Origin of the sequence: Vibrio sp. YT-17 (genome assembly GCF_033337375.1) — a bacterium.
Classification (GTDB): Bacteria; Pseudomonadota; Gammaproteobacteria; order Enterobacterales; family Vibrionaceae; genus Vibrio; species Vibrio alginolyticus.
This window is the reverse complement of sequence record NZ_JAWOQP010000003.1, coordinates 18,015-41,449: the sequence shown is the minus strand read 5'-3', so window position 1 is coordinate 41,449 and position 23,435 is coordinate 18,015. Positions and strand designations below refer to the sequence as shown.

The 23,435-nt window shown below is 45.9% G+C and carries 22 protein-coding genes; 9 read left to right on the top strand and 13 right to left on the bottom strand.

The window, feature by feature from the left end; all coding sequences use genetic code 11:
- Positions 1–149 precede the first annotated feature (149 nt).
- Positions 150–698: a sugar O-acetyltransferase gene (locus R7F67_RS04070; RefSeq protein ID WP_033906440.1), complete on the top strand. Its 549-nt coding sequence runs from the start codon at positions 150–152 to the stop codon at positions 696–698.
- Positions 699–707: 9 nt separating this feature from the next.
- Here the strand turns inward: R7F67_RS04070 and R7F67_RS04065 are convergent, their stop codons facing one another.
- Positions 708–2,141, bottom strand: a complete 1,434-nt coding sequence (locus R7F67_RS04065; RefSeq protein ID WP_085569101.1) for a PLP-dependent aminotransferase family protein — start codon at positions 2,139–2,141, stop codon at positions 708–710.
- A 136-nt stretch (positions 2,142–2,277) separates the two neighbouring features.
- Between R7F67_RS04065 and R7F67_RS04060 the strand changes: the two genes are divergently transcribed.
- The 3 genes from R7F67_RS04060 to R7F67_RS04050 are packed head-to-tail and all read left to right on the top strand — an operon-like array spanning position 2,278 to position 4,827.
- The gene (locus tag R7F67_RS04060) at positions 2,278–3,642 is read left to right on the top strand and encodes a cytochrome ubiquinol oxidase subunit I (RefSeq protein WP_318056975.1); all 1,365 of its coding nucleotides are present in this window, start codon (positions 2,278–2,280) and stop codon (positions 3,640–3,642) included.
- A gap of 28 nt (positions 3,643–3,670) precedes the next feature.
- Positions 3,671–4,678, top strand: a complete 1,008-nt coding sequence (gene cydB / locus R7F67_RS04055) for a cytochrome d ubiquinol oxidase subunit II (protein ID WP_033906439.1) — start codon at positions 3,671–3,673, stop codon at positions 4,676–4,678.
- Between the two features lie 20 nt (positions 4,679–4,698).
- A complete protein-coding gene (locus tag R7F67_RS04050; protein WP_017447407.1) occupies positions 4,699–4,827 on the top strand; it encodes a DUF2474 domain-containing protein in 129 nt (42 codons plus the stop codon).
- Positions 4,828–4,960: 133 nt separating this feature from the next.
- Here R7F67_RS04050 and R7F67_RS04045 read toward each other — a convergent pair whose 3' ends face one another.
- The 3 genes from R7F67_RS04045 to R7F67_RS04035 form a co-directional block, all read right to left on the bottom strand.
- Complete coding sequence (locus R7F67_RS04045; RefSeq protein ID WP_228010152.1) at positions 4,961–5,383, bottom strand: hypothetical protein; 423 nt, start codon at positions 5,381–5,383, stop codon at positions 4,961–4,963.
- A 77-nt stretch (positions 5,384–5,460) separates the two neighbouring features.
- Entirely contained in the window at positions 5,461–6,186 is a 726-nt protein-coding gene (gene hxpB, locus R7F67_RS04040) for a hexitol phosphatase HxpB (protein WP_054574664.1), read from the bottom strand.
- A gap of 129 nt (positions 6,187–6,315) precedes the next feature.
- Positions 6,316–7,197, bottom strand: coding sequence for a LysR family transcriptional regulator (locus R7F67_RS04035; protein ID WP_318056974.1), 882 nt, complete (start codon positions 7,195–7,197; stop codon positions 6,316–6,318).
- A 97-nt stretch (positions 7,198–7,294) separates the two neighbouring features.
- Between R7F67_RS04035 and budA the strand changes: the two genes are divergently transcribed.
- Genes budA through R7F67_RS04020 form a run of 3 tightly spaced genes read left to right on the top strand, consistent with a single transcriptional unit; the run spans position 7,295 to position 10,568 of the window.
- A complete protein-coding gene (gene budA, locus R7F67_RS04030) occupies positions 7,295–8,080 on the top strand; it encodes an acetolactate decarboxylase (RefSeq protein WP_053304714.1) in 786 nt (261 codons plus the stop codon).
- Positions 8,081–8,109: 29 nt separating this feature from the next.
- Positions 8,110–9,813, top strand: a complete 1,704-nt coding sequence (alsS, locus tag R7F67_RS04025; RefSeq protein ID WP_047008215.1) for an acetolactate synthase AlsS — start codon at positions 8,110–8,112, stop codon at positions 9,811–9,813.
- Positions 9,810–10,568, top strand: a complete 759-nt coding sequence (locus tag R7F67_RS04020; protein ID WP_318056973.1) for an SDR family oxidoreductase — start codon at positions 9,810–9,812, stop codon at positions 10,566–10,568. The genes alsS and R7F67_RS04020 overlap by 4 nt, the downstream gene beginning before the upstream one ends.
- 288 nt (positions 10,569–10,856) lie before the next feature.
- Here the strand turns inward: R7F67_RS04020 and R7F67_RS04015 are convergent, their stop codons facing one another.
- From R7F67_RS04015 to R7F67_RS03975, 9 genes are all read right to left on the bottom strand, one after another.
- On the bottom strand, positions 10,857–11,453 hold the full coding sequence (locus R7F67_RS04015) for a methyltransferase domain-containing protein (RefSeq protein ID WP_062731036.1): 597 nt from the start codon (positions 11,451–11,453) through the stop codon (positions 10,857–10,859).
- A gap of 136 nt (positions 11,454–11,589) precedes the next feature.
- Positions 11,590–12,792 (bottom strand): phenylacetate--CoA ligase family protein, encoded by a 1,203-nt coding sequence (locus R7F67_RS04010; protein WP_318056972.1) that lies wholly within the window; start codon positions 12,790–12,792, stop codon positions 11,590–11,592.
- Positions 12,793–12,801: 9 nt separating this feature from the next.
- Positions 12,802–13,623: an ABC transporter ATP-binding protein gene (locus R7F67_RS04005; RefSeq protein ID WP_005373283.1), complete on the bottom strand. Its 822-nt coding sequence runs from the start codon at positions 13,621–13,623 to the stop codon at positions 12,802–12,804.
- Positions 13,624–13,703: 80 nt separating this feature from the next.
- Complete coding sequence (locus R7F67_RS04000) at positions 13,704–14,948, bottom strand: ABC transporter substrate-binding protein (protein WP_005373285.1); 1,245 nt, start codon at positions 14,946–14,948, stop codon at positions 13,704–13,706.
- A gap of 45 nt (positions 14,949–14,993) precedes the next feature.
- Positions 14,994–16,061, bottom strand: a complete 1,068-nt coding sequence (locus R7F67_RS03995; RefSeq protein WP_005382737.1) for a branched-chain amino acid ABC transporter permease — start codon at positions 16,059–16,061, stop codon at positions 14,994–14,996.
- 11 nt (positions 16,062–16,072) lie between these two features.
- Positions 16,073–16,966 carry a branched-chain amino acid ABC transporter permease gene (locus R7F67_RS03990; protein ID WP_005373295.1) on the bottom strand — a complete coding sequence of 298 codons (894 nt, stop codon included), beginning with the start codon at positions 16,964–16,966 and terminating at the stop codon, positions 16,073–16,075.
- A complete protein-coding gene (locus tag R7F67_RS03985; RefSeq protein WP_005373296.1) occupies positions 16,966–18,918 on the bottom strand; it encodes a long-chain fatty acid--CoA ligase in 1,953 nt (650 codons plus the stop codon). The genes R7F67_RS03990 and R7F67_RS03985 overlap by 1 nt, the downstream gene beginning before the upstream one ends.
- Entirely contained in the window at positions 18,918–19,718 is an 801-nt protein-coding gene (locus R7F67_RS03980; protein ID WP_005373297.1) for an ABC transporter ATP-binding protein, read from the bottom strand. The genes R7F67_RS03985 and R7F67_RS03980 overlap by 1 nt, the downstream gene beginning before the upstream one ends.
- 242 nt (positions 19,719–19,960) lie before the next feature.
- Positions 19,961–21,598, bottom strand: coding sequence for an electron transfer flavoprotein-ubiquinone oxidoreductase (locus R7F67_RS03975; RefSeq protein WP_213872467.1), 1,638 nt, complete (start codon positions 21,596–21,598; stop codon positions 19,961–19,963).
- A gap of 155 nt (positions 21,599–21,753) precedes the next feature.
- Here R7F67_RS03975 and R7F67_RS03970 point away from each other — a divergent pair, with 155 nt between their 5' ends.
- Complete coding sequence (locus R7F67_RS03970) at positions 21,754–22,506, top strand: electron transfer flavoprotein subunit beta/FixA family protein (RefSeq protein ID WP_017633698.1); 753 nt, start codon at positions 21,754–21,756, stop codon at positions 22,504–22,506.
- Positions 22,503–23,429, top strand: coding sequence for an electron transfer flavoprotein subunit alpha/FixB family protein (locus tag R7F67_RS03965; protein ID WP_017633699.1), 927 nt, complete (start codon positions 22,503–22,505; stop codon positions 23,427–23,429). The genes R7F67_RS03970 and R7F67_RS03965 overlap by 4 nt, the downstream gene beginning before the upstream one ends.
- The last annotated feature ends 6 nt before the right edge of the window (positions 23,430–23,435 follow it).

Genomic DNA, 23,435 nt, shown 5'->3' with positions numbered 1-23,435 from the left:
TTGTGTACTCAACGAGCCAATCAACCGACTGAATACGCAAGGCAAATCAGTGATAACTTTCTGATTTTTAAGCATCAAATTTTCACTTCGAATCACCTTCATTTATTATTATGCACCTTATTGCAAACAACATTGATGGAATGATTGTTATGTCAGAACTGACTCGGATGCGCTCTGGAGAAACCTATAATTGTCTGGATGAAGAACTAAAGCTGATGCGCGCCAAAACCGCGCAGCTTGTCTTCCAATTTAACCACGAGCCAAACCCAAGTATCCGTAGACAACTATTGGCGGAAATGGGCGTCCAATTAGAAAACAGCGCCTGTATAGAGCCACCGCTTCAACTTACCTACGGTTGTCACTTGTCCATCGGGGAAAACTCCTACATCAACTGGGATGCCATTATTCTGGACAATGGGCAGGTTAAGATTGGCGCGGACGTCATGATTGGGCCTAGAGTGCAAATTTACACAGCCGCTCATTCACTCGATACACAAAGACGCTTAGCCGGAGATGAGATCGCCAAACCGGTAAAAATCGGCAATAACGTTTGGATTGGTGGGGGCGCTATCATACTGCCAGGCGTGACCATTGGCGATGAGGCCGTCGTCGGCGCTGGCTCTGTCATAACCAAAGACGTTGCGCCGGGCGATCGAGTTGCTGGAAATCCCGCGCGCTCTATTAAACCAAAAAACTGAAGAAAGTCGCTATTTCGCCAAATGACAGCGAATAATGTTGGCAAGCAGATTGAGAGCATGGACGTATTTGTCATTGAGCTCAAAAGAAGCGTTAAGACGAATACAGTGATCGTATTGTTCTGTCAGGCTGAACATCTTTCCCGGTGCGATGCTGATATTATCTTTTAGCGCTTCTCGATATATCTGCAAGGCGTCGATATGCTTGGGAAGCTCTAACCAAATAAAGTACCCGCCGCTTTGGCTTAACACTTTGACTTCTTCAGGTAACAGCTCACTAAGCAGATCCGTCATCTTACTTTTACGTTCAAACAGCTTTTTCCGTAACTGCTTCAAATGCGATTCATAATTGCGGCTTGTTAAATAATGCACCAATGTCATTTGCACTGGTGCACTCGTCGCTAATGTACTCATTAGCTGTAACTTTTGTACCTCTAGCGCCCGCTTTCCCGCCGCAACCCAACCAATACGTAGCCCTGCGATTAATGATTTTGAAAACGAGGAGCACAACATGGCATTGCCCGTGTCATCAAACATTCTTAGTGGGTAGACCGAGTCATTCCCTGCATGCAGTTCGCTGTACACATCATCTTCAATCACTGGTACGTTATATCGCTGTGTCAGCTCAATCAGCTTTTGTTTTTTCTCGTTGGTGAGCGTAAAACCCAGAGGATTTTGGAAGTTCGACATCAGCCAACATGCTTTCACATCGTGTGTTTGCAGCGCTCGTTCCAATGAGTCTAGGTCAATGCCCGTGACTGGGTCTGTTCTTACTGAGAGCGCTTTCAAACCTAACCGCTCTAAGGATTGCAATGCACCGTAGAATGCAGGCGACTCCACAACCACCCAATCTCCCGGTCTTGTGCAGGCTTGCAAACTGAGCGTTAACGCCTCCAGCGCGCCTGCCGTAATAACAATTTCATCGGGTGAAATTTCAATGCCTTTCGCAGCATAACGCTTCGCGATGATGGTGCGTAATTGTTCGTTTCCCGGCGGTAAGTTATCAAAGGCGGTAGAAATCGGCATATTGCGAGCGGCTGCGCTCATCGCCCGATTCACGTGATAGCGTGGGTACAAACTTGGATCTGGATAGGCAAAGCCAAAATTGATCATGGATGGATTTTTACTCGCTTGCAGCACATCAAAGATAAATTCATTGATGTCTACCTGTTCTGTCCACGAAACCGCGGCTGGCGCTTGGGGTTCATTTGAACTCTTAATATTGGGAGCGACTCGATAACCAGAGCGCGGCTGTGAGGTGACCCAGCCTTGAGATTCCAGAATTTGATAGGCATGCAACACCGTCATCAAGCTTAAACCCGAGTGTTCAGATTGGCGACGCAGAGAAGGCAGCTTGTCACCCGGATGCCATATCCCCGATTTTATCTGCCTTTTAAGCTGTTCCACTAACTCTTGATACTTCGCCAAACGCAAATCCCCCTCCATAAAGCTGAATTCAAAATAATAACACTTCAATATTTAATCTGTTATAGGTTTATAGTCACTGTCTGTACCTACTTCCCTCATTCCGCTCCTTTTAAAATAGCTCTCTCATAAAACTTAAAAGATCAAAGGAAGTTTAATGTTTGGCCTCGACGCATTTATGCTTGCACGGATACAGTTCGCCTTCACGGTATCCTTTCATATTATTTTCCCCGCTATCACCATAGGTTTGGCCACCTATCTCGCCGTGCTGGAAGGCTTATGGCTAAAAACACGTAATCCCGATTACCAAAAGCTCTATCACTTCTGGTCGAAAATTTTTGCGGTTAACTTTGGGATGGGCGTTGTATCTGGCCTTGTCATGGCCTATCAATTCGGCACCAACTGGAGTGGTTTCTCCGACTTCGCTGGTTCTATCACTGGCCCATTACTGACTTATGAAGTGTTAACGGCTTTCTTTCTCGAAGCCGGATTTCTTGGCGTGATGCTGTTTGGTTGGCGTCGCGTCGGCGAAAAGCTGCACTTTTTTGCAACCTCGATGGTGGCGTTAGGCACGATCATTTCGACCTTCTGGATTCTCGCCTCCAACAGTTGGATGCAAACGCCACAAGGCTATGAAATTGTCGACGGACGTGTGGTGCCAACCGACTGGTTTGCTATCGTTTTCAATCCTTCATTTCCTTATCGTTTGGCTCACATGAGCGTCGCAGCTTTTGTCAGTTCAGCACTCTTTGTAGGCGCGTCAGCCGCTTGGCATTTATTGAGAGGCAATCAATCGACTGCGGTAAAAACCATGTTTTCGATGTCGCTCGGGATCTTAGTGTTCCTTGCGCCACTCCAAGCCGTGATTGGCGATGTGCATGGGCTAAACACTCTGGAACACCAGCCCGCCAAAATCGCTGCCATCGAAGGACATTGGGATAACAGTGATGGCAAACCAACCCCATTGATTTTGTTCGGCATGCCAAACATGGAACAAGAACGCACAGACTATGCCTTAGAAATTCCTGTTCTAGGAAGTTTGATCCTACGCCACAGTTTAACTGAGCCAATCCCGGCGCTGAAAGACTTCCCGAAAGAGGAACGACCGAACTCACCTATCGTCTTTTGGTCATTTCGAATCATGGTCGGGCTAGGACTTCTGATGATTTTTCAAAGCTTCTACAGCATGTGGTTACGAAAAAAGAACACGCTTTATACCTCGCGTTGGTTCCTCAAATTTTCATTATTTATGGGGCCATCTGGCCTTATCGCAATACTCGCTGGCTGGTTTACGACAGAGGTTGGTCGACAACCTTGGGTCGTGTATGGCGTACAAAAAACGCGTGATGCGGTTTCTGCACACGGAGACCTACAAATGAGCATCAGCCTGCTGTGTTTCCTTGTTGTGTACAGCTTGGTGTTTGGTTTTGGGTATTACTACATGATCCACCAAATCAAGAAAGGCCCCGATGCAATCGAGCACGATGAGCACGACATGACGACCGTTTCAGTCCGCATCTAGAATTTGTCACAAAGTTAAGGTAGAGAATATGCATTTTGATTTATCCGTGATTTGGTTCGCGATCATCGTTTTTGCCACTTTGATGTACATCATCATGGACGGCTTCGATTTGGGTATTGGAATACTGATGCCCTTCATCAAGGATGAAAAACAAAAAGACGTCATGGTCAACAGTGTCGCGCCAGTTTGGGACGGTAACGAAACTTGGATTGTGCTTGGAGGCGCATCTCTATTTGGCGCTTTTCCGATGGCTTACGCGGTGATTATTGAAGCGCTAACCATCCCTTTAACGTTGATGTTGATTGCTTTGATCTTTCGTGGAGTCGCATTTGAGTTTCGCTTTAAAGCATTGGAAAGCCACTTAAAGTTCTGGGATCGCTCTTTTATGGTCGGATCGATTTTAACCACGTTTTTCCAAGGCATCGTTGTTGGCGCGGTAATTCAAGGCTTTGCGGTGGAAAACCGCGTCTTCGTAGGTAGCCAACTAGACTGGCTTACCCCTTTTCCCATCTTTTGCGGTTTGGGTTTAGTCGCAACGTACGCGCTGCTCGGTAGCACATGGCTCATCATGAAGACGGAAGGTGCACTGCAAAACACGATGTACCGCTTCACTAATAAAACACTACTGGCGATGATCTCCGCATTAGTCATTGTGAGCGCTTGGACTCCACTTGCTTACCCTACCATTGCGGAAAGATGGTTTTCTCTGCCGAATTTGTTCTACTTACTGCCCGTACCAGTCATTACTGGACTGGTATGTTTGAAGATTGCTGACTCCGTTAAAAAGCGTAAAGAGCGCAGCCCTTTCGTGATGGCGCTAGTGATCGTGATTCTCGGGTTCGCAGGGCTTGGCATCAGTATCTGGCCAAATATCATTCCTCCTAGCATATCAATATGGGAAGCAGCGGCTCCTGCAAGCAGTCAGCGCTTTATGCTCGTTGGAGCGGTGATCATCATCCCGATCATTCTGGCTTACACCTTTTGGAGTTATTACGTCTTCTCTGGAAAAGTGAAAGAAGACGAAGCGTACCATTAACGAGTTGATAAGGAGTGAGTATGAAAGTCAAAAATTGGTGCCGCCAATGGGCGTGGATGGTTGGAATTTGGGTCGTTAGCGTCGCTGCATTAGGGTTAGTGTCTATGTTATTTCGCGTCATGATGACCGCTGCAGGGTTAAAATCTTAGCGCGGCATTTTTAAGTCAATAAAAAATGGATGCCTCTAGATCTTGTGTAAGAGCTAGAGGCGTTGAACCTAATACTCAATCTTAATGAAAAAGCCAAGCGTTAAGAATCTACTCAAAACATTCTTTCATAAGTCTACATTGCCTGAAGTCGTTCATGCATGCTTACGAGATCAAAAGGTTCAAGCTTTTTCGCAATGCTCAGTAATGCTTCCTTTTTATCTTGCGGTAAACTTTGAAACTTCGACTCTAAACGTAAATCCACTTTGCTAAAAAGTAGCTTTCTAATTTGACTAGCTTTTGCCTTTGATAATTGCAATCCATCATTATCGGAGGTTTCAATTATCATGATAATTCTTGCTAAATCACTGAATTCATCATCAGAGCATAAATAAAGTGATTGTTTGTATAAATAGCCAACCGAAATTTCAAAATCAATATTAAGCGCTTGAATCTGACTGACAATGTTTTCACTCATATCACTTTGAGAAGCAGAGTTGATACAATCATCAAATCGCCTTTCAAATGTAACAAATCGATTATTGAGCTCGTCCAACATAGTTGTATCTTTTGCGAATGATTCTATAGGTAAAACCAATAAGAACATTGGCAGTAGGTATTTTTTTCAGCGACCGGCTATTCACAATCAAGTCCTTCTTCTAAAAAACTTTCATGCGGTGTTGGTGCAAGTGTTGCTTTCAAATTCAAGTCCATTAAACTCGCCAAATGGCTTTCATTAAACTCTGATAGCTTTTGCAGCTTTAGACTGGCTTCATTAAACTCTTGGTAGAACTTATCAGGTTGAGGTATCACGACTGTTTTTATGTTTGCTCGTGTTGCCGCAAGCATACCCGAATAAGAGTCTTCAAAGGCAATACAGTTACTTGAATCTACACCTAGTTTATTGATTGTTGAAAGGTAGACATCTGGCTCTGGCTTACCCTGCTCTACATCGTCTGACGATGATATCGCGTCAAAGTAACTGGCAATACCGAGTTTGTTCAAAATGATGGGAATGAGTTGATAAGGTGAATTAGTAGACAACCCTATCTTAAACCCTTTTTCCTTAAGCAATTTGAGTGTTTCTGTAACACCCTCTAATTCGCATCCTTTTTCAATTATTAATGCCTCCACTTTATCCACAACAGCATTCTCTACTTCCTCTAGGCTCTTTTCTTGCCAAGGATTACGTTCATACCAAAACCTTGTTACTTCACCTGTCGTCATAGTTGCAGTCTGCTTTGACAGCACTTCGGTCACTTGGACACCAACTGATGAAAACACCTGCTTTTCCGCTTCCTTCCACAAAGGTTCTGAATCAATCAGCAACCCGTCCATATCAAAGACCGCAGCGTATATCATTGGTACATCCTCAGTAAGTTCTATTCGTTGAGTAAGATTTGTCTATTCAACCAAAGCATAGCTTTGCATATAACGAGTGAGAGTATCACATTTGCCTGTGGCTATCAGAGCCAATTCGATGACTCATCTTTAAGCCTCAACATGACCGATGTGCATGGCTACTTTTAGCGCTTGTTTATTGAGATTAGATGCCTCCCAAGCAACAACAACACGACTAATGAGAGGGATATCATCAATCTCAGCGACTGTCGCGGAATCATCGAGATGTTCAGCCAGTGAGCGCGGAACGAGAGCAATACCTAACCCGGCCTGCGCCATGGCAATCGTCGTACGAAGTTGCGGTGCTGCGAACTGTGGTTCGAGCCTTACTCCTGCGTCGGCAAAAAGTGTGCTCATACCATCAAACAATGCGGGTCCAGTCTCTCGTGGAAACAGTAAAATTTTATGGCCTCTCAACTGTTTCATCTGGATACAGGGATATTTTGCCAGTTCGTGGCCCGCCGGAATCACTGCGACAAACGGGTCGTTAAACAACACCTTGTGCTCAAAAGGCTCACTGGCGTAACAGGGTAGCCGCATGATTGCGAGATCAAGTTGTTTGCTTTTTAACTGAGTGGCAAGCTCTGGCATTGATAGTTCCGCCGTCTGTAAATGAACCCCATTCTCTTGAATACGCCCAATCCTCTCCAATACCTTAATGCAGGTTGATGTTGACGTCGCGAACCCAATTTTAACCTGCGTATTTTCACCACGAGCAATCTGACGAGCTTTTGCTTTAGCGCGTTCCACATCAGCAAGAATATTTACCGCATCCGTATAAAAGACTTGCCCTGCACGGGTCAGCTCTACTCCTCTAGACAAGCGCTTAAATAAGTCCACGCCAAGCTCGTGCTCTAGCTTTTTGATTTGTTGACTCAAAGGAGGTTGCGCAATCCCTAACAGTTCAGCTGCTCGGGTAAAGTGACGAGTCTCGGAGACCGAGACAAAATACTTCAGGTAGCGAAATTCCATATATTTTCCATATCAAAATAAATCTTTTTTATATTGGATTTAGCACCGTGTAGAAGTCAATCTAAATATACTCTTCATTGCATAACTGGTCTTACTCATGCGTGGATTTTATAACCCTCTATGTGCTTGTTCGCTTGAAGTAGCGAAAGAATTTTCTGAATACCATCACGTTACCGGAGATGGTGAGATTTATCAGACTTCGTTAATGAGTGCTTTGATAGCTGGTGTTTACGAAGGCTCAACAACCATAGAAGAACTGCTGAAACATGGGGATTTTGGTTTAGGTACGTTCAATGAATTGGATGGTGAGTTGATTGCTTTTGATAAGGAAGTTTTTCAACTCAAGTCGGATGGCTCCGCAAACCCGGCAGACCTAGCGCAAAAAACGCCCTTTGCTGTCATGACTTTTTTTAAGCCTGATATCGAGCTGCCATTGACATCGCGCATGTCACGTCATGAAGTCCATAGCCTCATAGACGACCTGGTTCCAAGCGATAACCTATTTTGCGCAGTGCGCATTGATGGTGTTTTCGATTCAGTTCGTACTCGTACCGTACCTAAACAAACACGCCCTTATCGACCAATGCTTGAAGTGGTCAAAGAACAACCAACATTCCGCTTCACGCATAAGCAAGGCGTGGTCGCCGGCTTTCGCAGTCCTAAATACACGACTGGCATTAATGTACCCGGCTATCACGAACATTTTATTACCGATGACCGCCAAGGAGGTGGTCATATCCAGGATTACAGCATTTCGTCAGGGTTCCTCCAGATTGGCAAAGTCTCACGGCTAGTGATTGATACCCCAGTATCGACAGACTTCCTCAACGCCAATTTGGCTCCGGAAGATATAAATACCGCCATAGAAAAGGCGGAAAAGTAACAAAGTCAGGCAAATAATAAGGACAACAAATGCAATCCAAACCTTCAAATAAAAATGGAGCTCAGTTGATCGCTCAACAGCTAGAGTCTCTCGGCATTAAGTACATTTTCGGTATTCCCGGTGCAAAAATCGATCGACTGTTCGATGCGATTGAAGACACTAACATCCAAATGATTCCGGTACGCCACGAAGCTAACGGCGCATTTATGGCGGGCGTTATGGGAAGACTAACCGGCAAAGCAGGCGTCACGATGGTTACGTCAGGCCCTGGCTGTGGAAATCTAGTTACGGGGGTTGCAACAGCAAACTCCGAAGGCGATCCGCTGATTGCTATCGGTGGTGCGGTGAAACGAACTGACCAGCAAAAACAAACACACCAGAGCATGGATACCGTCAGTATTTTTCGCTCTATAACCAAGTTCAGTGCTGAAGTGCAGCATGTGGACGCCGCAAGCGAGATCATGGCGAACGCATTTCGTATCGCAGAGTCAGGTCGTCCTGGGGCTTGCTTTTTGAGTCTCCCCCAAGATGTTTTATCCGAGCAAACCCAAACGGACATTATTGTCCCCTCGCCTTACACACAGCCTGGTTGCGCAGACATCGCAGCAATCGAAGAAGCGGTCAGTCGAATCAGTAAAGCAAAGCGCTGTGTGGTTTTACTTGGCCTTCACGCGAGCCGCAGTCAAAACGCTGCTGCTATCGCCCGATTTCTTCAAAATACGCAGCTACCCGTTGTCGGCACTTACCAGGCCGCCGGCACGGTAGACATCAATTACTATCATCACTTTGCTGGGCGTGTCGGTTTGTTTAATAACCAACCTGGCGATGTTTTACTGCGGGACGCCGATTTAATTCTCACCATCGGCTTTAGCCCAATAGAGTATGACCCTGAGCTTTGGAACAGCCACCGCAACCCAGTGATTCACCTCGATATTGAACCAGCAGAATACCAACTTAATTATCAACCTTGTGTTGAAATCGTCGGAAACATTGCGCAGTCATTAGACAAAATGGGCAGCTATATCTCTGAATATGCTCGCCTTTCCCCAACGGCACTTTCAGTACTGGAAGAGGTAGCACTGCAACGGCAAGTGATCAAGACCTATCCCAATGTCTATAACAAGCAAGGGTTTCATCCACTGGCGCTAATTAAAGCCATGCAATCCATCATCACACCAGATACCACGCTATGCCTTGATATGGGGAGCTTCCACATCTGGATCGCTCGTTACTTAAGCTGTTTTCGAGCTCGCCAAATGCTGGTGTCTAACGGCCAACAAACGATGGGCGTTGCACTACCATGGGCCATTGGTGCCAGCCTACTAAAACCTGGTAGCAAAGTGGTATCGATATCGGGAGACGGCGGTTTTATGCAATCGAGCATGGAGTTAGAAACCGCGGTTAGACTGAACTGCAATATCGTCCATATTGTGTGGGTTGATAACGCCTACAACATGGTAGAAATGCAAGAGATCAACAAATATCAGCGCTGCTCTGGTGTGAAATTTGGACCAATTGATTTCAAGGCCTACGCCGAATCATTTGGCGCGAAAGGCTTCGCAGTGACTAGTCAACACGAATTGCTACCGACATTGAATAAAGCCATGGACGTTGAAGGACCAGCAGTGGTGGCTATCCCCGTAGATTACAGCGACAACGACAAACTGATGTTGCCGCGCACAGAGAAAAATCAAGATCCCGTTTTTGTAAGTTTCGAAGGAGAAATCGCATGAGAGGATTAAAAAATAAAGTCGCACTCGTGACTGGCTCTGCCAATGGCATTGGTTTGGCCATCGCAAAACGTTTGTATGAAGAAGGCGCAAACGTCGCTCTTGCCGATTGGAATGAAGAGCAGTTGGCAAACGCCGTTGAGGGCTTTGATAAACAGCGTGTGTCTGCGCATTCCATTGATGTTTCTGATCCAGACAAAGTCGCAGCACTGATTTCTGATGTTGTTACCCGTTTCGGTAAACTGGATATTTTAGTAAACAATGCTGGCGTACATGTCCCTGGTACCGTGATTGAAGGTAGTGTGGAAGACTGGAAGAAGATCTCTGGTGTAAACATTGATGGTGTTGTTTATTGCTCGAAGTTTGCTTTGCCTGAACTCTTAAAAACGAAAGGTTGTATGGTAAATACCGCGTCCGTTTCCGGTTTGGGTGGTGACTGGGGTGCCGCATTCTATTGCGCGAGTAAAGGCGCAGTGGTGAACCTTACCCGAGCGATGGCATTGGACCATGGTGCGGATGGGGTAAGAATTAACGCCGTATGCCCAAGTTTAGTAAAAACCAACATGACAAACGACTGGCCGCAGGACATCCGCGATAAATTCAATGAGCGCATTGCGCTTGGCCGAGCAGCCGAACCTGAAGAAATTGCGTCTGTCGTGACTTTCTTGGCAAGTGATGACGCATCTTTCATTAATGGCGCAAACCTACCTGTAGACGGCGGTGCCACCGCATCAGATGGTCAACCTAAAATAGTATAAGCATGAAATAGACAGATCAGTGAGAGACGTTCTACTACCTTTCGGATCGATGCTGATCTGTCGCTTTACGCTCTGAGCACACAACCCGTGCCAGCAATAAACTCAACCACTCGACCGCTGTTAGAGATATCTCAACAACTTAAACCAGCAACGAGAAATTAATGTTTCACACAAACCGACAAACTATGTGAGCATTCCATCAGGCATAGAGTGAAGACTTATGTATCAGCGATTCACAAAGAACCAGACAGTTTCCGCGAATACTTTCTAAAGAAGTCTCAGTGACGACTAACGTTTCTGCCACACCATCCATTGCTCTCTGCCTTTAAAAACCTCAACACTGTTTGCCACCACTGAGGACTTCACAAGTTCAAACGTGGGCTCTAGAAAAGCTGCCAACTCCCCACTTCGCAAACAAAATGGAGGGAAGCGAGAGTGGTAATCATCATCTATAACGAAATAACCAATTAACAAACCGTCTCTTGGCAGCAATTTATCCACCATAGAGAAATATTCTGACCACATGTCTCTCGGTAGTGCTGCGAGAAAGGCCCGCTCGTAAATGACATCAAACGAGTGAGAAAAATCGGCATTAAATACATCACCCAATACGACTTTATCTTTGTAGTTACCTAACGTTGATTGCGCCATTTTTACCGCTTCTTGGCTGTAATCCATCGCGATCACGTCATGCCCATATTGAATAAAAGTGCTCAGTTCATAAGCGGCACCACACCCAGGAATAAACACTGACTGGCCTACATGAAGTGAATTGTCGAGATAATCCTTGAGTTCTTGAGGTGTCGATTGGGCATCCCAAGGCATAGTGCCTCGGATAAACAAATCATCCCAGAATTGTGTGTTAATCATTGGTGCCTGTTTCATTTACCCGCTCCCTGATTGCGGTAGTAAAAAATAAAGGGATACGCAGCGCAATGTGGTATCCCTTTTCTAGCCTTTTGTCTGACGTTGTTAGTTTTTTATGACAACCACTTTCTACTGCACTTATGCCACCAATGAGTTAACTGCGAAGATCATTGATTAACGGCTGCTCCGCTTGGTTCGGTACAAACTGGACATTGCCTTTCAGTTTAGTGACAGACTGGAGTGTTGCTTGAATGTCCTCTGCTGATACATGCACATCATGACAACAGAAAGTAATGGCATCGTTGAAGCCATCGCGCTCAATTTTCAAGGAGCCTTTAATATCGTGGCGACGACAGACTTCTTGGATCTGATGCGGATAAACAAACAGCCCTTTTACTTTCACCGCGGAGTCTGCTCGTCCCATCCAGCCCTTAATTCGTGCGTTCGTGCGTGAAGAATCAGAACTAATCTCTAGATATGCCGATAAATCTCCCGTTGCGTAGCGAATCAGCGGGAACTTCCCATCGAGCGACGTTACAACGACTTCACCGACTTCTCCCGGTTGTACAGGAACACCATCAGGATCAACGATTTCAACAATAATATCTTCGGCAATCACTAATCCTTGTTCACCAGACACTTGATAAGCAATCAAACCAAGTTCTGCGCTTGCGTAGGCTTGAAAGACTGCAATGCCTTTTTCCTCAAACATCTGTTGCATGTCTGCTGTAACCGCTTCACCAGAGACCAGAGCTTTCTCAAAGCTAGGCAGCTCATCGTATTTCTCTTGGTACTTTTGTAGCAACGTCAGCAAATAGGAAGGTGTACCAGTGTAACCATTAGGTTGAAGCTGTTTAATTGCCTCTATTTGCGCTTCGGTATTGCCTACTCCAGCCGGAAATACAGCGCAACCACAAGCCCTTGCGCCACCATCCATAATAAATCCGCCAGGAGAGAAATGGTAAGAGAGCGTGTTATGCACTAAATCACCCGCACAGAACCCAGCAGCGTGAAACGCGCGCCCCATACGCCAGAAATCGGCCTCATCCGTTTGAGCCTCATATAAAGGCCCAGGAGACTGAAAAACACGCGCCATTTGACCAATGGCAACGCTATTTAAGCCACCAAACGGCGGTTTAAGTTGCTGCTGATTAGGTACATTGAACTTACGTGTAATCGGGAACTGAGCAAGCCCTTCACGATTGTTTGCCAATGTAGGCTCTAACTCAGAAAAATGCGCTGCGTAATGTTCGCTATTGGCTTTCGAATTCTCAATCAGCGCTGGCAAACGTTGAAACAGCGACTCTTCTCGCGCCTGTAGAGACAACGATTCTTTCGCATCAAATAGTTCGTTCATCCTTGCTCCTTACAACCAACGCTTACGACGTTTGTAAGATTTCAGATTCTTAAAGCTCTTGCGATCTTCATCGCCGCCGCCAAGGTAGAACTCTTTTACGTCTTCATTGTTTAGCAATTCGTGCTTGCTGCCATCTAGTACGATTTTGCCTGATTCCATGATGTAACCGTAATCGGCCGCTTGAAGAGCGAAGTTGGCATTCTGTTCAACCAAAAGCATGGTAATACCTTGCTCTTTGTTGATCTTGTTAATAATGCTGAATACTTCTTTAACTAGCAGTGGAGAAAGCCCCATAGACGGTTCATCCAACAAAATCATCTTCGGTCGAGCCATTAACGCTCGGCCAATCGCTAACATTTGTTGCTCGCCGCCAGACAAATAGCCCGCCAGGCCAGTGCGCTCTTTGAGTCGCGGGAAGTAGTCAAACACCATTTCGATGTCTTGTTCAACTTCGTTGTCAGTGCGTGTATAAGCGCCTAAGCGAAGATTTTCTATTACCGTCATATCTTCAACAATTCGGCGCCCTTCCATAACTTGGAAGATGCCCGAACGGACGATCTCTTCCGGGCTTTTGTTGTCTATGCGTTCGCCCATGAAGTTGATTTCGCCGCGCGTCACTTCACCATCTTCGGTTTTCAATAAACCAGAAATGGCTTTCAACGTTGTGGATTTACCCGCACCGTTGGCGCCCAGTAAGGTCACAATCTGCCCTTTTGGAACTTCTAAACTCACACCGCGAAGTACTAGTATTACTTCGTCGTAGACGACTTCAATGTTGTTCACTGAAAGCAGTATTTCTGCCGGTTCGATATTCGTTGCTAATTCAGCCATCAAGCTACTCCTTGCTAGGGTGAGAGTGTTCTCTCACCCATCCTTATTTTCAGTAGGCTTTGTTATTAATAAGTCGTAAATTAGTAACCTAGCCAATCGTCACGACGTGACAATGTCACCTGTGATACTTTCTTAATATCAACTGCACCGCCATCGTTGTTACCCATAAAGACGTTCACGGTTGTTGTGCCTCGGTGATCTTCCGGTTTCCAGTTCGCAGGGACACAGACACCTTCTAAGCCTTGTGGTACCCAGTTGTCATGGACATACATGCCCTTCTTGATGTTTTCACCTGTGATGCCACCATTATCTTTCGCCCACTCCATCGCTTCTTTCATATAGAACGCAGAACAAATACCGCGAATGTAATGGTGAGTTCTGAATTCGCCCGGCTCTGATTCAGACTGCTTAGAAATCTCACGAACCAGCTTCATGCCTTCGTTATCGTCTCCCCAAAACGCCGTCATACCTGGGAAAACGTAATCTTTAAGGCCATCGCCTGCTGCTTCAAGCACTGGCTTGTCGCCGCCCCAAATGTTTGCCATGTACTGGAACTCTGTCCCAACCGTGTTACAAGACTTCACTAGTGAGATAACCGAGCTACCGATATTGGCAATGTAACCGTAGTTGGTGCCTGACTCTTTCAGCGACAAACATTGCGCTTTAAAGTCCCCTGGTTTTAGTGACACAACGACTGGGTTTTGCACATCAAAACCAAGCTCTTTGGCGTACTCTGCACACGCTTCTTTTGGCGCATTCGGGAATGGATGGTTATCGCCAATGTGCGTAAATTTCGGCGCACCTTGATTGCCCTTAGATTCCCAATCTTCTTTCGCCCACTTAACTAGCGCACGGCACGCATCTGAGTACGACGCACCATAAAAGAAATTATAAGGCGCTGGTTTCGCGGTTTTTGGGTTTTTGCCAGTTGGGTCAGTTAAGTGACCAGAGTAAGAAGCAGAGAACACCGGCACTTTGTCTTTGGTAACAAACGAAATAAGCGCTTCGGTATCCGCCGTACCCCAACCTTGCAGCGCAACCATGTCTTTACGCGCAACCCAACGTTTATAGTTAGAAATCGCCACTGGTACTTTGTACGCCATGTCTACTGTTTCAAATTCGAGCTCGGTACCGTTAATGCCACCGTTTTGGTTAATCCAACGCAATGCGTCTCGCACGCCAGAACCATAAGGCTTGCTCACATAGGCAGTTGGTCCAGAAAAGTCGACTAATTGCCCGACAAACACAGAATCTTTTGCCCAAGTTGCGGTAGTAAACAGTGCAGATGACAGCACCAACGTTGTCGCTAAATGTCCTTTGTTCATAACTCGTTGTCCTTGTTATTGAGGTATATTCCACTTAATTCCACGTTAATATGAGAACGGATAGTGTTTCCAATATGCTCGAATCTGTTGCCAGCGATGCGATAATCCTTGAGGTTCGAAAATGAGGAACAGCATGATGACTAAACCAATCGCCATCTCTTTGAAGTAAGCCAGACCATCAGTGAAAGCGGTGGTATCACCAAACGCTGAAAGCCCCGTTACGCCAAACTCTAAAACTTCAGGCAGAAGTACGATAAATATCGTACCCATCAGCGTACCTTTGACTGAGCCTAAGCCACCAATGATGATCATGGCCAAAAACTGGATAGACATCATGATGGTGAAACCTTCTGCTGATACAAACCCTAGATAATGTCCGTAGAGTGCGCCCCCGATGCCAGCATAGAATGCACACACTCCAAATGAGAGCAGACGATACTTAGTTAGGTTGATGCCCATGATCTCTGCTGACAGATAGTGATCTCGTACTGAGACAAACGCGCGACCGTCACGAGAACGGATTAAGTTTGATGCCCACATATACATGAAGATCAGCGCAAACAGAGCGATGTAGAAGAAGCTTTCGTCAGTCGTAAACTCAAAGCCAAACAAATTAATTGGGTTCGCGCTTGCACCGTATGAGCCGCCACTGAACCAATCTGCGCGAGCAAAGAAGTCCTCTAAAATAAACTGCGCCGCCAACGTTGCGATAGCTAGATATAAACCTTTAATTCGAGCGGCTGGCAGACCAAACAGCATCCCCACAATCATGGTTAAGTAACCCGCGAGCGGAATCGCAAACACGACTGGAATGTTAAACTGGTTATTTAGCCAAGCCGATGCAAAGGCGCCAAAGCCAAAGAACGCACCGTGACCTAGCGAGATTTGTCCGGTAAAACCAACCAGAATGTTTAAGCCCAATGCCGCAATACCGAGGTATGCAATCTGAATAAACAGGTTTAGGAAGTAAATATCCAAGACCAGCGGTGCTGCCAGCATGGCGATGACACCTGCAATCGCAAGGCTTCTGATGGTTTTGGTTTCAAAAATTGGCGTATCGCTTTTGTATGTGGTTCGAAAATCCCCACATGGGCGCATGCTAAGTTGAGCCATGTTATTTCTCCTTAAATACGCTCAATATCTTTGGTACCAAACAGGCCATATGGCTTGAAGGCAAGAATGATTAACAGCACATAGAATGGTGCGATGTTGTACAGGTTACCCACTTGCAGGTATTGGCTATCAAAAAACTCAGCCAAGTTTTCTAGCACCCCGATGGTGATACCACCGACAATTGCGCCGACTACCGAATCTAAGCCACCTAAAATAACGGCTGGGAAAACTTTGATACCAATAATGGATAGCGCGTCAGATACGCCGTTAACGATACCGATAACAATCCCTGCTGTTGCAGATACCATTGCCGAAATGGCCCAACTGATGGCGAACACTTTCTTGATGGAAATGCCAAGACTCTGGGCTACTTGCTGGTTGAATGCCGTTGCGCGCATTGCCAGACCCATTTTGCTGAATTTGAAGAACCAGTAGAACGCGCCCATGATGAGCATTGAGAAGATCAAGCTCAGAATGTAAGCAAACTCAACATTCAAACCTCCGATATTCACCACGTTGGTTTCGAACACTTGCGGGTACGACACAGCAGAGACACCGAATATCCACTTCATCAGCGCTTGGAAAAACATCGATAGACCAATGGTCACCATGATCACAGAGATAATCGGTTCACCAATCAACGGTCTGAGCACAATGGTTTGCACGGCGATACCAAAAATCATCATGAACGCGAGCGTGAGTAAAAAGCCTATAAAAAACGGTAACTGTAGGTGTACCAATGCCGCCCAACATACCCATGCGCCAATCAACAGGAACTCACCCTGAGCAAAGTTGACCACCTGGGTCGATTTGTAAATCAATACAAAGCACATGGCGACAACACCATACAACATGCCAACGATCACGCCATTAATGACGAGTTGCAGTAATAAATCCGTATTCACTATGCGATCCTCCGTTGTTCGCTATCCACTAGTGTTGGCTCATGCTCAATAAGCGTTTCAATAACTAGCGACGTTTGAATGCGTGTTTTAGTGCCATCTTGATAAGTAATCACTGTATCGACATCGACTTTTGGATCGTCGCTGTAGATGGTTTCGATGATGTCTCCGTATTTCTCTGCAACCACACCACGGCGTACTTTACGTGTGCGAGTTAGTTCTCCATCGTCGGCATCCAGCTCTTTGTAAAGTAGAATGAATTTGCTGATCTTCTGTGCATCCGGTAGGGATTCGTTCACTTTTTGAACTTCTTCACGAATCGCTTGGTACACTTCTGGTTGAGCAGATAAGTTGGTGTAGTTGGTAAATGCCAAGCCGCGTTGCTCTGCCCACTTCGCGACGATCGCATAGCGAATACAGATGATGGCAGACAGCCAAGGTCGACCTTTACCTACCACCACGGCTTCTGCAATAAACGGCGAGAACTTGAGTTTGTTTTCAATGAACTGCGGAGAGTAGCGGTCGCCGTGGCTGGTTTCCGACATATCTTTCAGACGATCAATCACCACCAAGTGACCGGAATCTTTAAAATAGCCCGCATCGCCTGTGTGCATCCAACCATCTTGAACATCTTCATCATATGCTGCTTGGTTGTTTAAGTAGCCAGTAAACATGCCTGTACTTTTCGCGATGATTTCACCAACGCCATTGCTGTCTGGGTTGATGACTTTCACTTCTGCATTATCAAACGCAACGCCAACCGAATCATAGTCCACGTCATCGGCTTGGTGGACGGTGTACGCACCACACATTTCGGTTTGACCGTAAAGCTGCTTGAGTGGTACACCAATAGCTTGTAGGTAACGGAAAGTGTCAGGCCCCATCGCCGCGCCGCCCGTTGCAGCAGATGTTAGGTTCGAAAAGCCTAAACGGTCTCGCAAAGCACGCAAAAGAATCCATTCGGCGAGTTTAGAACGTTTGCCCTGCTCTAACGCTTTGTTGGCTAAGCTCATGCCCAGTTTGTACATCTTTTGCTTAAACGGTGTCGAATCCATCATTCGTGCAGACACGTCTGCCACAATGTTTTCCCACACTCGCGGCGCTAACAGCACAAAGTTTGGACCGATTTCACGCAAGTCGGACATCATGGTTTCTTGTTCTTCCACAAAGTTAACGATTTGACGAGAAATCAACGCCTGACCAACCACGTAAACCTGCTCCATAATCCAAGGCAAAGGCAGAACAGAAACGTAGTTGTCGCCTGGGGAACGAGGGTCTGCACGCAAGTAAGCCGCACAGTGATCCAAGAACGTGCCACTGTGCAGCTGAGCCAATTTTGGTTTAGAAGTCGTACCCGACGTTGTACAAAGAATTGAAAGATCGCTGCCTTTGGTTTCAACAACCATATTGAGATATTTGTCTGGGTCCGCTTTATCAATCAGCTGACCTTTTTTGTAGACCTGTTCAACATCAATCAATCTTGGATCATCGTATTTACGCATTCCACGAGGATCGCAGTAAATAATGTATTCAACGCTAGGAATTTCATCACCAAGCTCAAGCAGCTTGTCGCATTGCTCTTCATCTTCGGCAATCACGACTTTTGCTTTGGCATAGTTGATAAGGTACGCCACCTCTTCGTGCATAGAATCTTGATAGATGCCCAGCGAGAAACCTTTGATCGCATGTGCCGCTAACTCGCCCCATACCCATTCCGGGCGGTTATCACCTAGCAAACCAACGACATCTTGCTCACCAATACCCAAATCTCGTAGTGCCAGTGCCATCCACTTGACGCGGTTTTCATAATCCTTCCAAGTGAACTCTCGCCATATACCAAACTCCTTTTCACGCATTGCGACTTGTTCGGGCCAGTTCTTGGCATTGTGTTGCAACACTTTTGGAAAGGTATCTAAGCGGGTTATATCTGCCCAATCATTATGTTGCTGTGCCATTATGCACTCTCCTCTAATGTCGGTAACTCTTCGCCTAAGTACGCTTGTTTCACATGTGGGTTGGCCATCACTTCTTCAGGCTCACCCGTAGCAATGTGTTTACCGAAATCCAAAACCAAAACGCGATTAGAGATGTCCATGACCACGCCCATGTCGTGCTCAATCATGATGATCGTGATATCTAATTCTTCATTCAGATCCATGATGTAACGTGCCATGTCTTCCTTTTCTTCCAAGTTCATACCTGCCATTGGTTCATCAAGCAGCAGTAACTTAGGTTTTAAGGCAATGGCACGAGCAAGCTCTACACGCTTACGTAAGCCGTAAGATAGCGTGCCTGCAGTCGCTTTTCGGATGTGCTGGATTTCTAGAAAATCGATCACGTCTTCCACATATTTGCGGTGCGCCATCTCTTCTTTCTGCGCATTGGAGAACCAATAGAGTGGCCCCGTGACGAAGTTATTTTTCAGTAGGTGGTGTCGGCCAACCATGATGTTGTCCAGTACCGACATATGAGAAAAGAGCGCTAAGTTTTGGAAGGTTCTTCCCAGCCCTAACTCAGCTCGTTGGCTTGGTGTACGTTTAGTTACGTCATCTCCAGCGAAGATTACAGAGCCTTTGTTTGGTGTGTATCGACCAGAGATGCAATTGAGCATTGAGGTTTTACCTGCACCGTTTGGACCAATGATTGAAAAAATTTCCTTTTCATTCACATGGAAGCTCACGTCAGTTAAAGCTTTCACCCCACCAAAAGCCAATGAAATATCGTTTACCTGCAACAGAGGCGATTCCGATACCATAGTTGATCTCCCTTTCGTTATTTTAAGTGCGTTCCATTGAGCACTATTTGATCAAACCTAACTTTGATACTGGTAACCGCTTTTACACCTATGCATCAACTTTGTATTCAGTTTACGTAAACGTCAATTTAAAATCAGAATAGTGCCTGAAAGATTAAGTTGCAATCGAGTTCATCGAGAAAGATTTGAACTAACGCAAACTTTAAGTAAATAAATTGTTAATAAAAATTATTCTCAAACGCTTACATATTTGGATAGTTCGGACCACCACCACCTTCTGGCGGAGTCCAGGTAATATTTTGACTTGGATCTTTGATGTCGCAGGTCTTACAGTGGATACAGTTGGCCGCATTTATTTGCAGCTCTGGCTGCTGCTCCCCCTGTACGATTTCATACACGCCAGCCGGACAATAGCGCTGTGCTGGCTCTGCATATAATTCAAGGTTCTGCTCAATAGGGATCCGCTGGTTCTCCAGTCGTAAGTGGCATGGTTGATCTTCCTCATGGAAGATATTGGATAGATAAACGGAAGAGAGGCGATCGAAACTTAACACGCCATCAGGCTTCGGATAGACAATTTCATTGCTGTTTTCCGCCAATAACAGAGACTGATGATCAGGCTTATCACAGCGGATATGCCACTTAGCTTTACCTTTTAACACGTTATGTTCCAGCAGCGCTAAACCACCGCCCAGCCACGATCCAAAGCGGTGGATTCCACTTGAGAAGTTACGTGCTTGATAAAGCTCTTCATACAGCCAAGACTGTTTGAAATGCTTTTGATAATCAGCAGTAACTGACTGACTCTCAAGGGCTTCACATACTGCTTCAGCGGCAAGCATTCCAGATTTTATTGCGGTGTGTGTGCCTTTGATTTTAGCGCCGTTAAGTGTTCCTGCATCACAGCCAATTAACAAGCCACCAGCAAACTGCTGCGTGGGAAGCGAATGAAAGCCGCCCTTGGTAATCGCTCTCGCGCCATAGCTAATACGCTTCCCATTTTTGAGGTATTGCTCAATCAACGGGTGGTGTTTAAAACGTTGAAACTCATCAAATGGACTCAAGTGCGGATTCTTATAATTCAAGTCAACAATCAACCCGACGGCAACTTGGTTTCCCTCTAAATGGTAGAGATAACTGCCACCTGTAGCTTCATTTGATAACGGCCAACCTAATCCGTGCACTACTAAACCTTGCTGATGCTGCTCTGATGGGATTTCCCACAGCTCTTTAAAACCGATAGCGTAGTGTTGAGGCGTTTTCTCTTCAGCAAGATTAAATCGGTTAATCAACTGCTTACCAATATGCCCCCGTGCGCCTTCAGCAAATAAAGTAAACTTCGCTCGCAGTTCAATACCAGGTTCGAAATTTCCTTTTTGTTCACCATTTTTATCTAATCCCATATCGCCCGTGATCACGCCACAAACACGACTATCTTCATCGATGATCGCTTGACTGGCGGTAAAACCTGGGTAGACCTCCACCCCCAAGTTCTCAGCCTGCAACGCCATCCATCGGCATAGACTGCCCAAACTTATGATGTAATTACCTTTGTTATGTAACGTATTAGGCACCGCCCAAGAAGGCAGTTCATGACCATTGATTTCATTGCCTAGATAGTAGGTTTTATCTTGGTTTACTTTGGTATTGAGCGGAGCGCCTTTCTCTTTCCAGTCGGGAAAAAGCTCATCCAAACTTCGCGTTTCAAACACCGCGCCCGATAAAATATGCGCTCCAACTTCAGAACCTTTTTCTACCACGCAAACAGAGAGCTCTTGTTTTTTTTCTGCTGCTAATTGTTTGATTCGGCATGCCGCAGACAAACCTGCGGGACCAGCGCCTACAATCAGAACATCAAATTCCATGCAGTCTCTTTCCATGATTGCATTCCTTTTTCTTTGCATGTTGCCAACTTGTTAACCAACAATATATTTAAAGTTGACGCAAACGTAAAGGTAAATTAACATCATTTTAAAGACGTCATCACATCGTCTTCACTGTAAACACATAGTCTTCACTGTAAAAGGAATCTAACGTGAAAATACTAGTGCCAATCAAAAGGGTCATTGATCCCTACGTTAAAGTTCGCGTGAAAGCGGACCATAGCGATGTTGAAACCAATAACGTCAAGATGACGATTAATCCATTTTGCGAAATAGCCGTTGAAGAAGCCGTACGACTAAAGGAGCAAGGTATTGCAGATGAAGTCATCGTTGTCAGTGCCGGCGGTAGCCAGTGTCAGGAGCAACTACGTACTGCGCTTGCGCTAGGTGCCGATCGCGCTATTCATATCGATACTGAAGACAAAATAGAGCCATTGGTCGTCGCTAAGCTGCTCAAAGCTCTGGTTGAGCAAGAACAAGCACAGCTTGTGATTACGGGTAAACAATCCATTGATACGGACAACAACCAAGTGGCTCAGATGCTGGCCGCCCTACTTGACTGGCCTCAAGCAACTTTCGCTTCCGACGTGAAGATAGAAGATCAAAAAGTTCAGGTCGTGAGAGAAGTGGACGGCGGCTTGATGACGGTCGCGATGAACTTACCTGCGGTGATCAGTACTGACTTACGCCTGAATGAACCGCGTTTTGCCTCTTTGCCTAATATCATGAAAGCTAAGCGCAAGCCGTTAGATACCATCACACCTGACAGTCTGGGTGTTGAAGTGGTATTTAGCCAAACCATCCAAGAAGTCACACCGCCAGCGCAAAGAAAAGGTGGCATCAAGGTTGAATCTGTCTCAGAGCTTCTCGATAAGCTGCGTAACGAAGCGAAGGTGATTTCATGAAGAACTTAATCATAGCAGAGCATGACAATAACCAATTGCATGCGGACACACTCAAAGTGGTTAATGCAGCAAAACAAGTCAGCCAAGACAATGTTTTGATCGTAGTGGGCCACCAGTGTGAAGAAGTCGCTCAACAAGCTTGTCGCGTTGATGGTATATCAAACGTAATTTGTGTCGATGATGAGCAACTTAAGCATCAATTTGCCGAGAGTATCGCACCTATTGTAGTGAGTGTTGCTGAAGGTTTTGACGCAATCTGGGCTAGCTCATCATCAAAAGGGAAAGATCTTGCACCGCGAGTAGCAGCGAAGTTCGGCGTTGGGCAAATTTCCGATATTGTCCAAGTTATCGATGAAAACACTTTTATCCGCCCTATTTACGCAGGAAACGCATTTGCCAAAGTGACCACCAGCGACAAGGTTCGCGTCATCACCGTGCGCGCGTCTGCGTTTGAGCCGGTTACTTGTCACAACCAAGCTGATATTAAGCATCAGCAGGTCACTATCTCAGCTCCAATGGTTGAATTGGTTTCTGCCGATAAAACCGTGTCAGAACGTCCTGAATTAAGCGCGGCAGAGGTGGTTGTGTCAGGTGGACGCGGGGTCGGTAGCAAAGAGAACTTCGCGTTGATCGAACAAGTTGCCGATAAACTAGGTGCTGCCATTGGCGCTTCTCGCGCGGCAGTTGATGCCGGGTTTGTTGCCAACGACTTACAAGTGGGTCAAACCGGTAAAATCGTTGCACCTAAGCTTTATATAGCGGTTGGGATTTCCGGTGCCATCCAGCATCTTGCAGGAATGAAGGAATCCAAAGTGATTGTCGCGATCAACAAAGATCCAGAATCTCCTATCTTTGAAGTTGCCGACTATGGATTGGTTGGTGATTTATTTGAGGTACTACCTCAGCTTGCCGAACAACTTTAAACGATC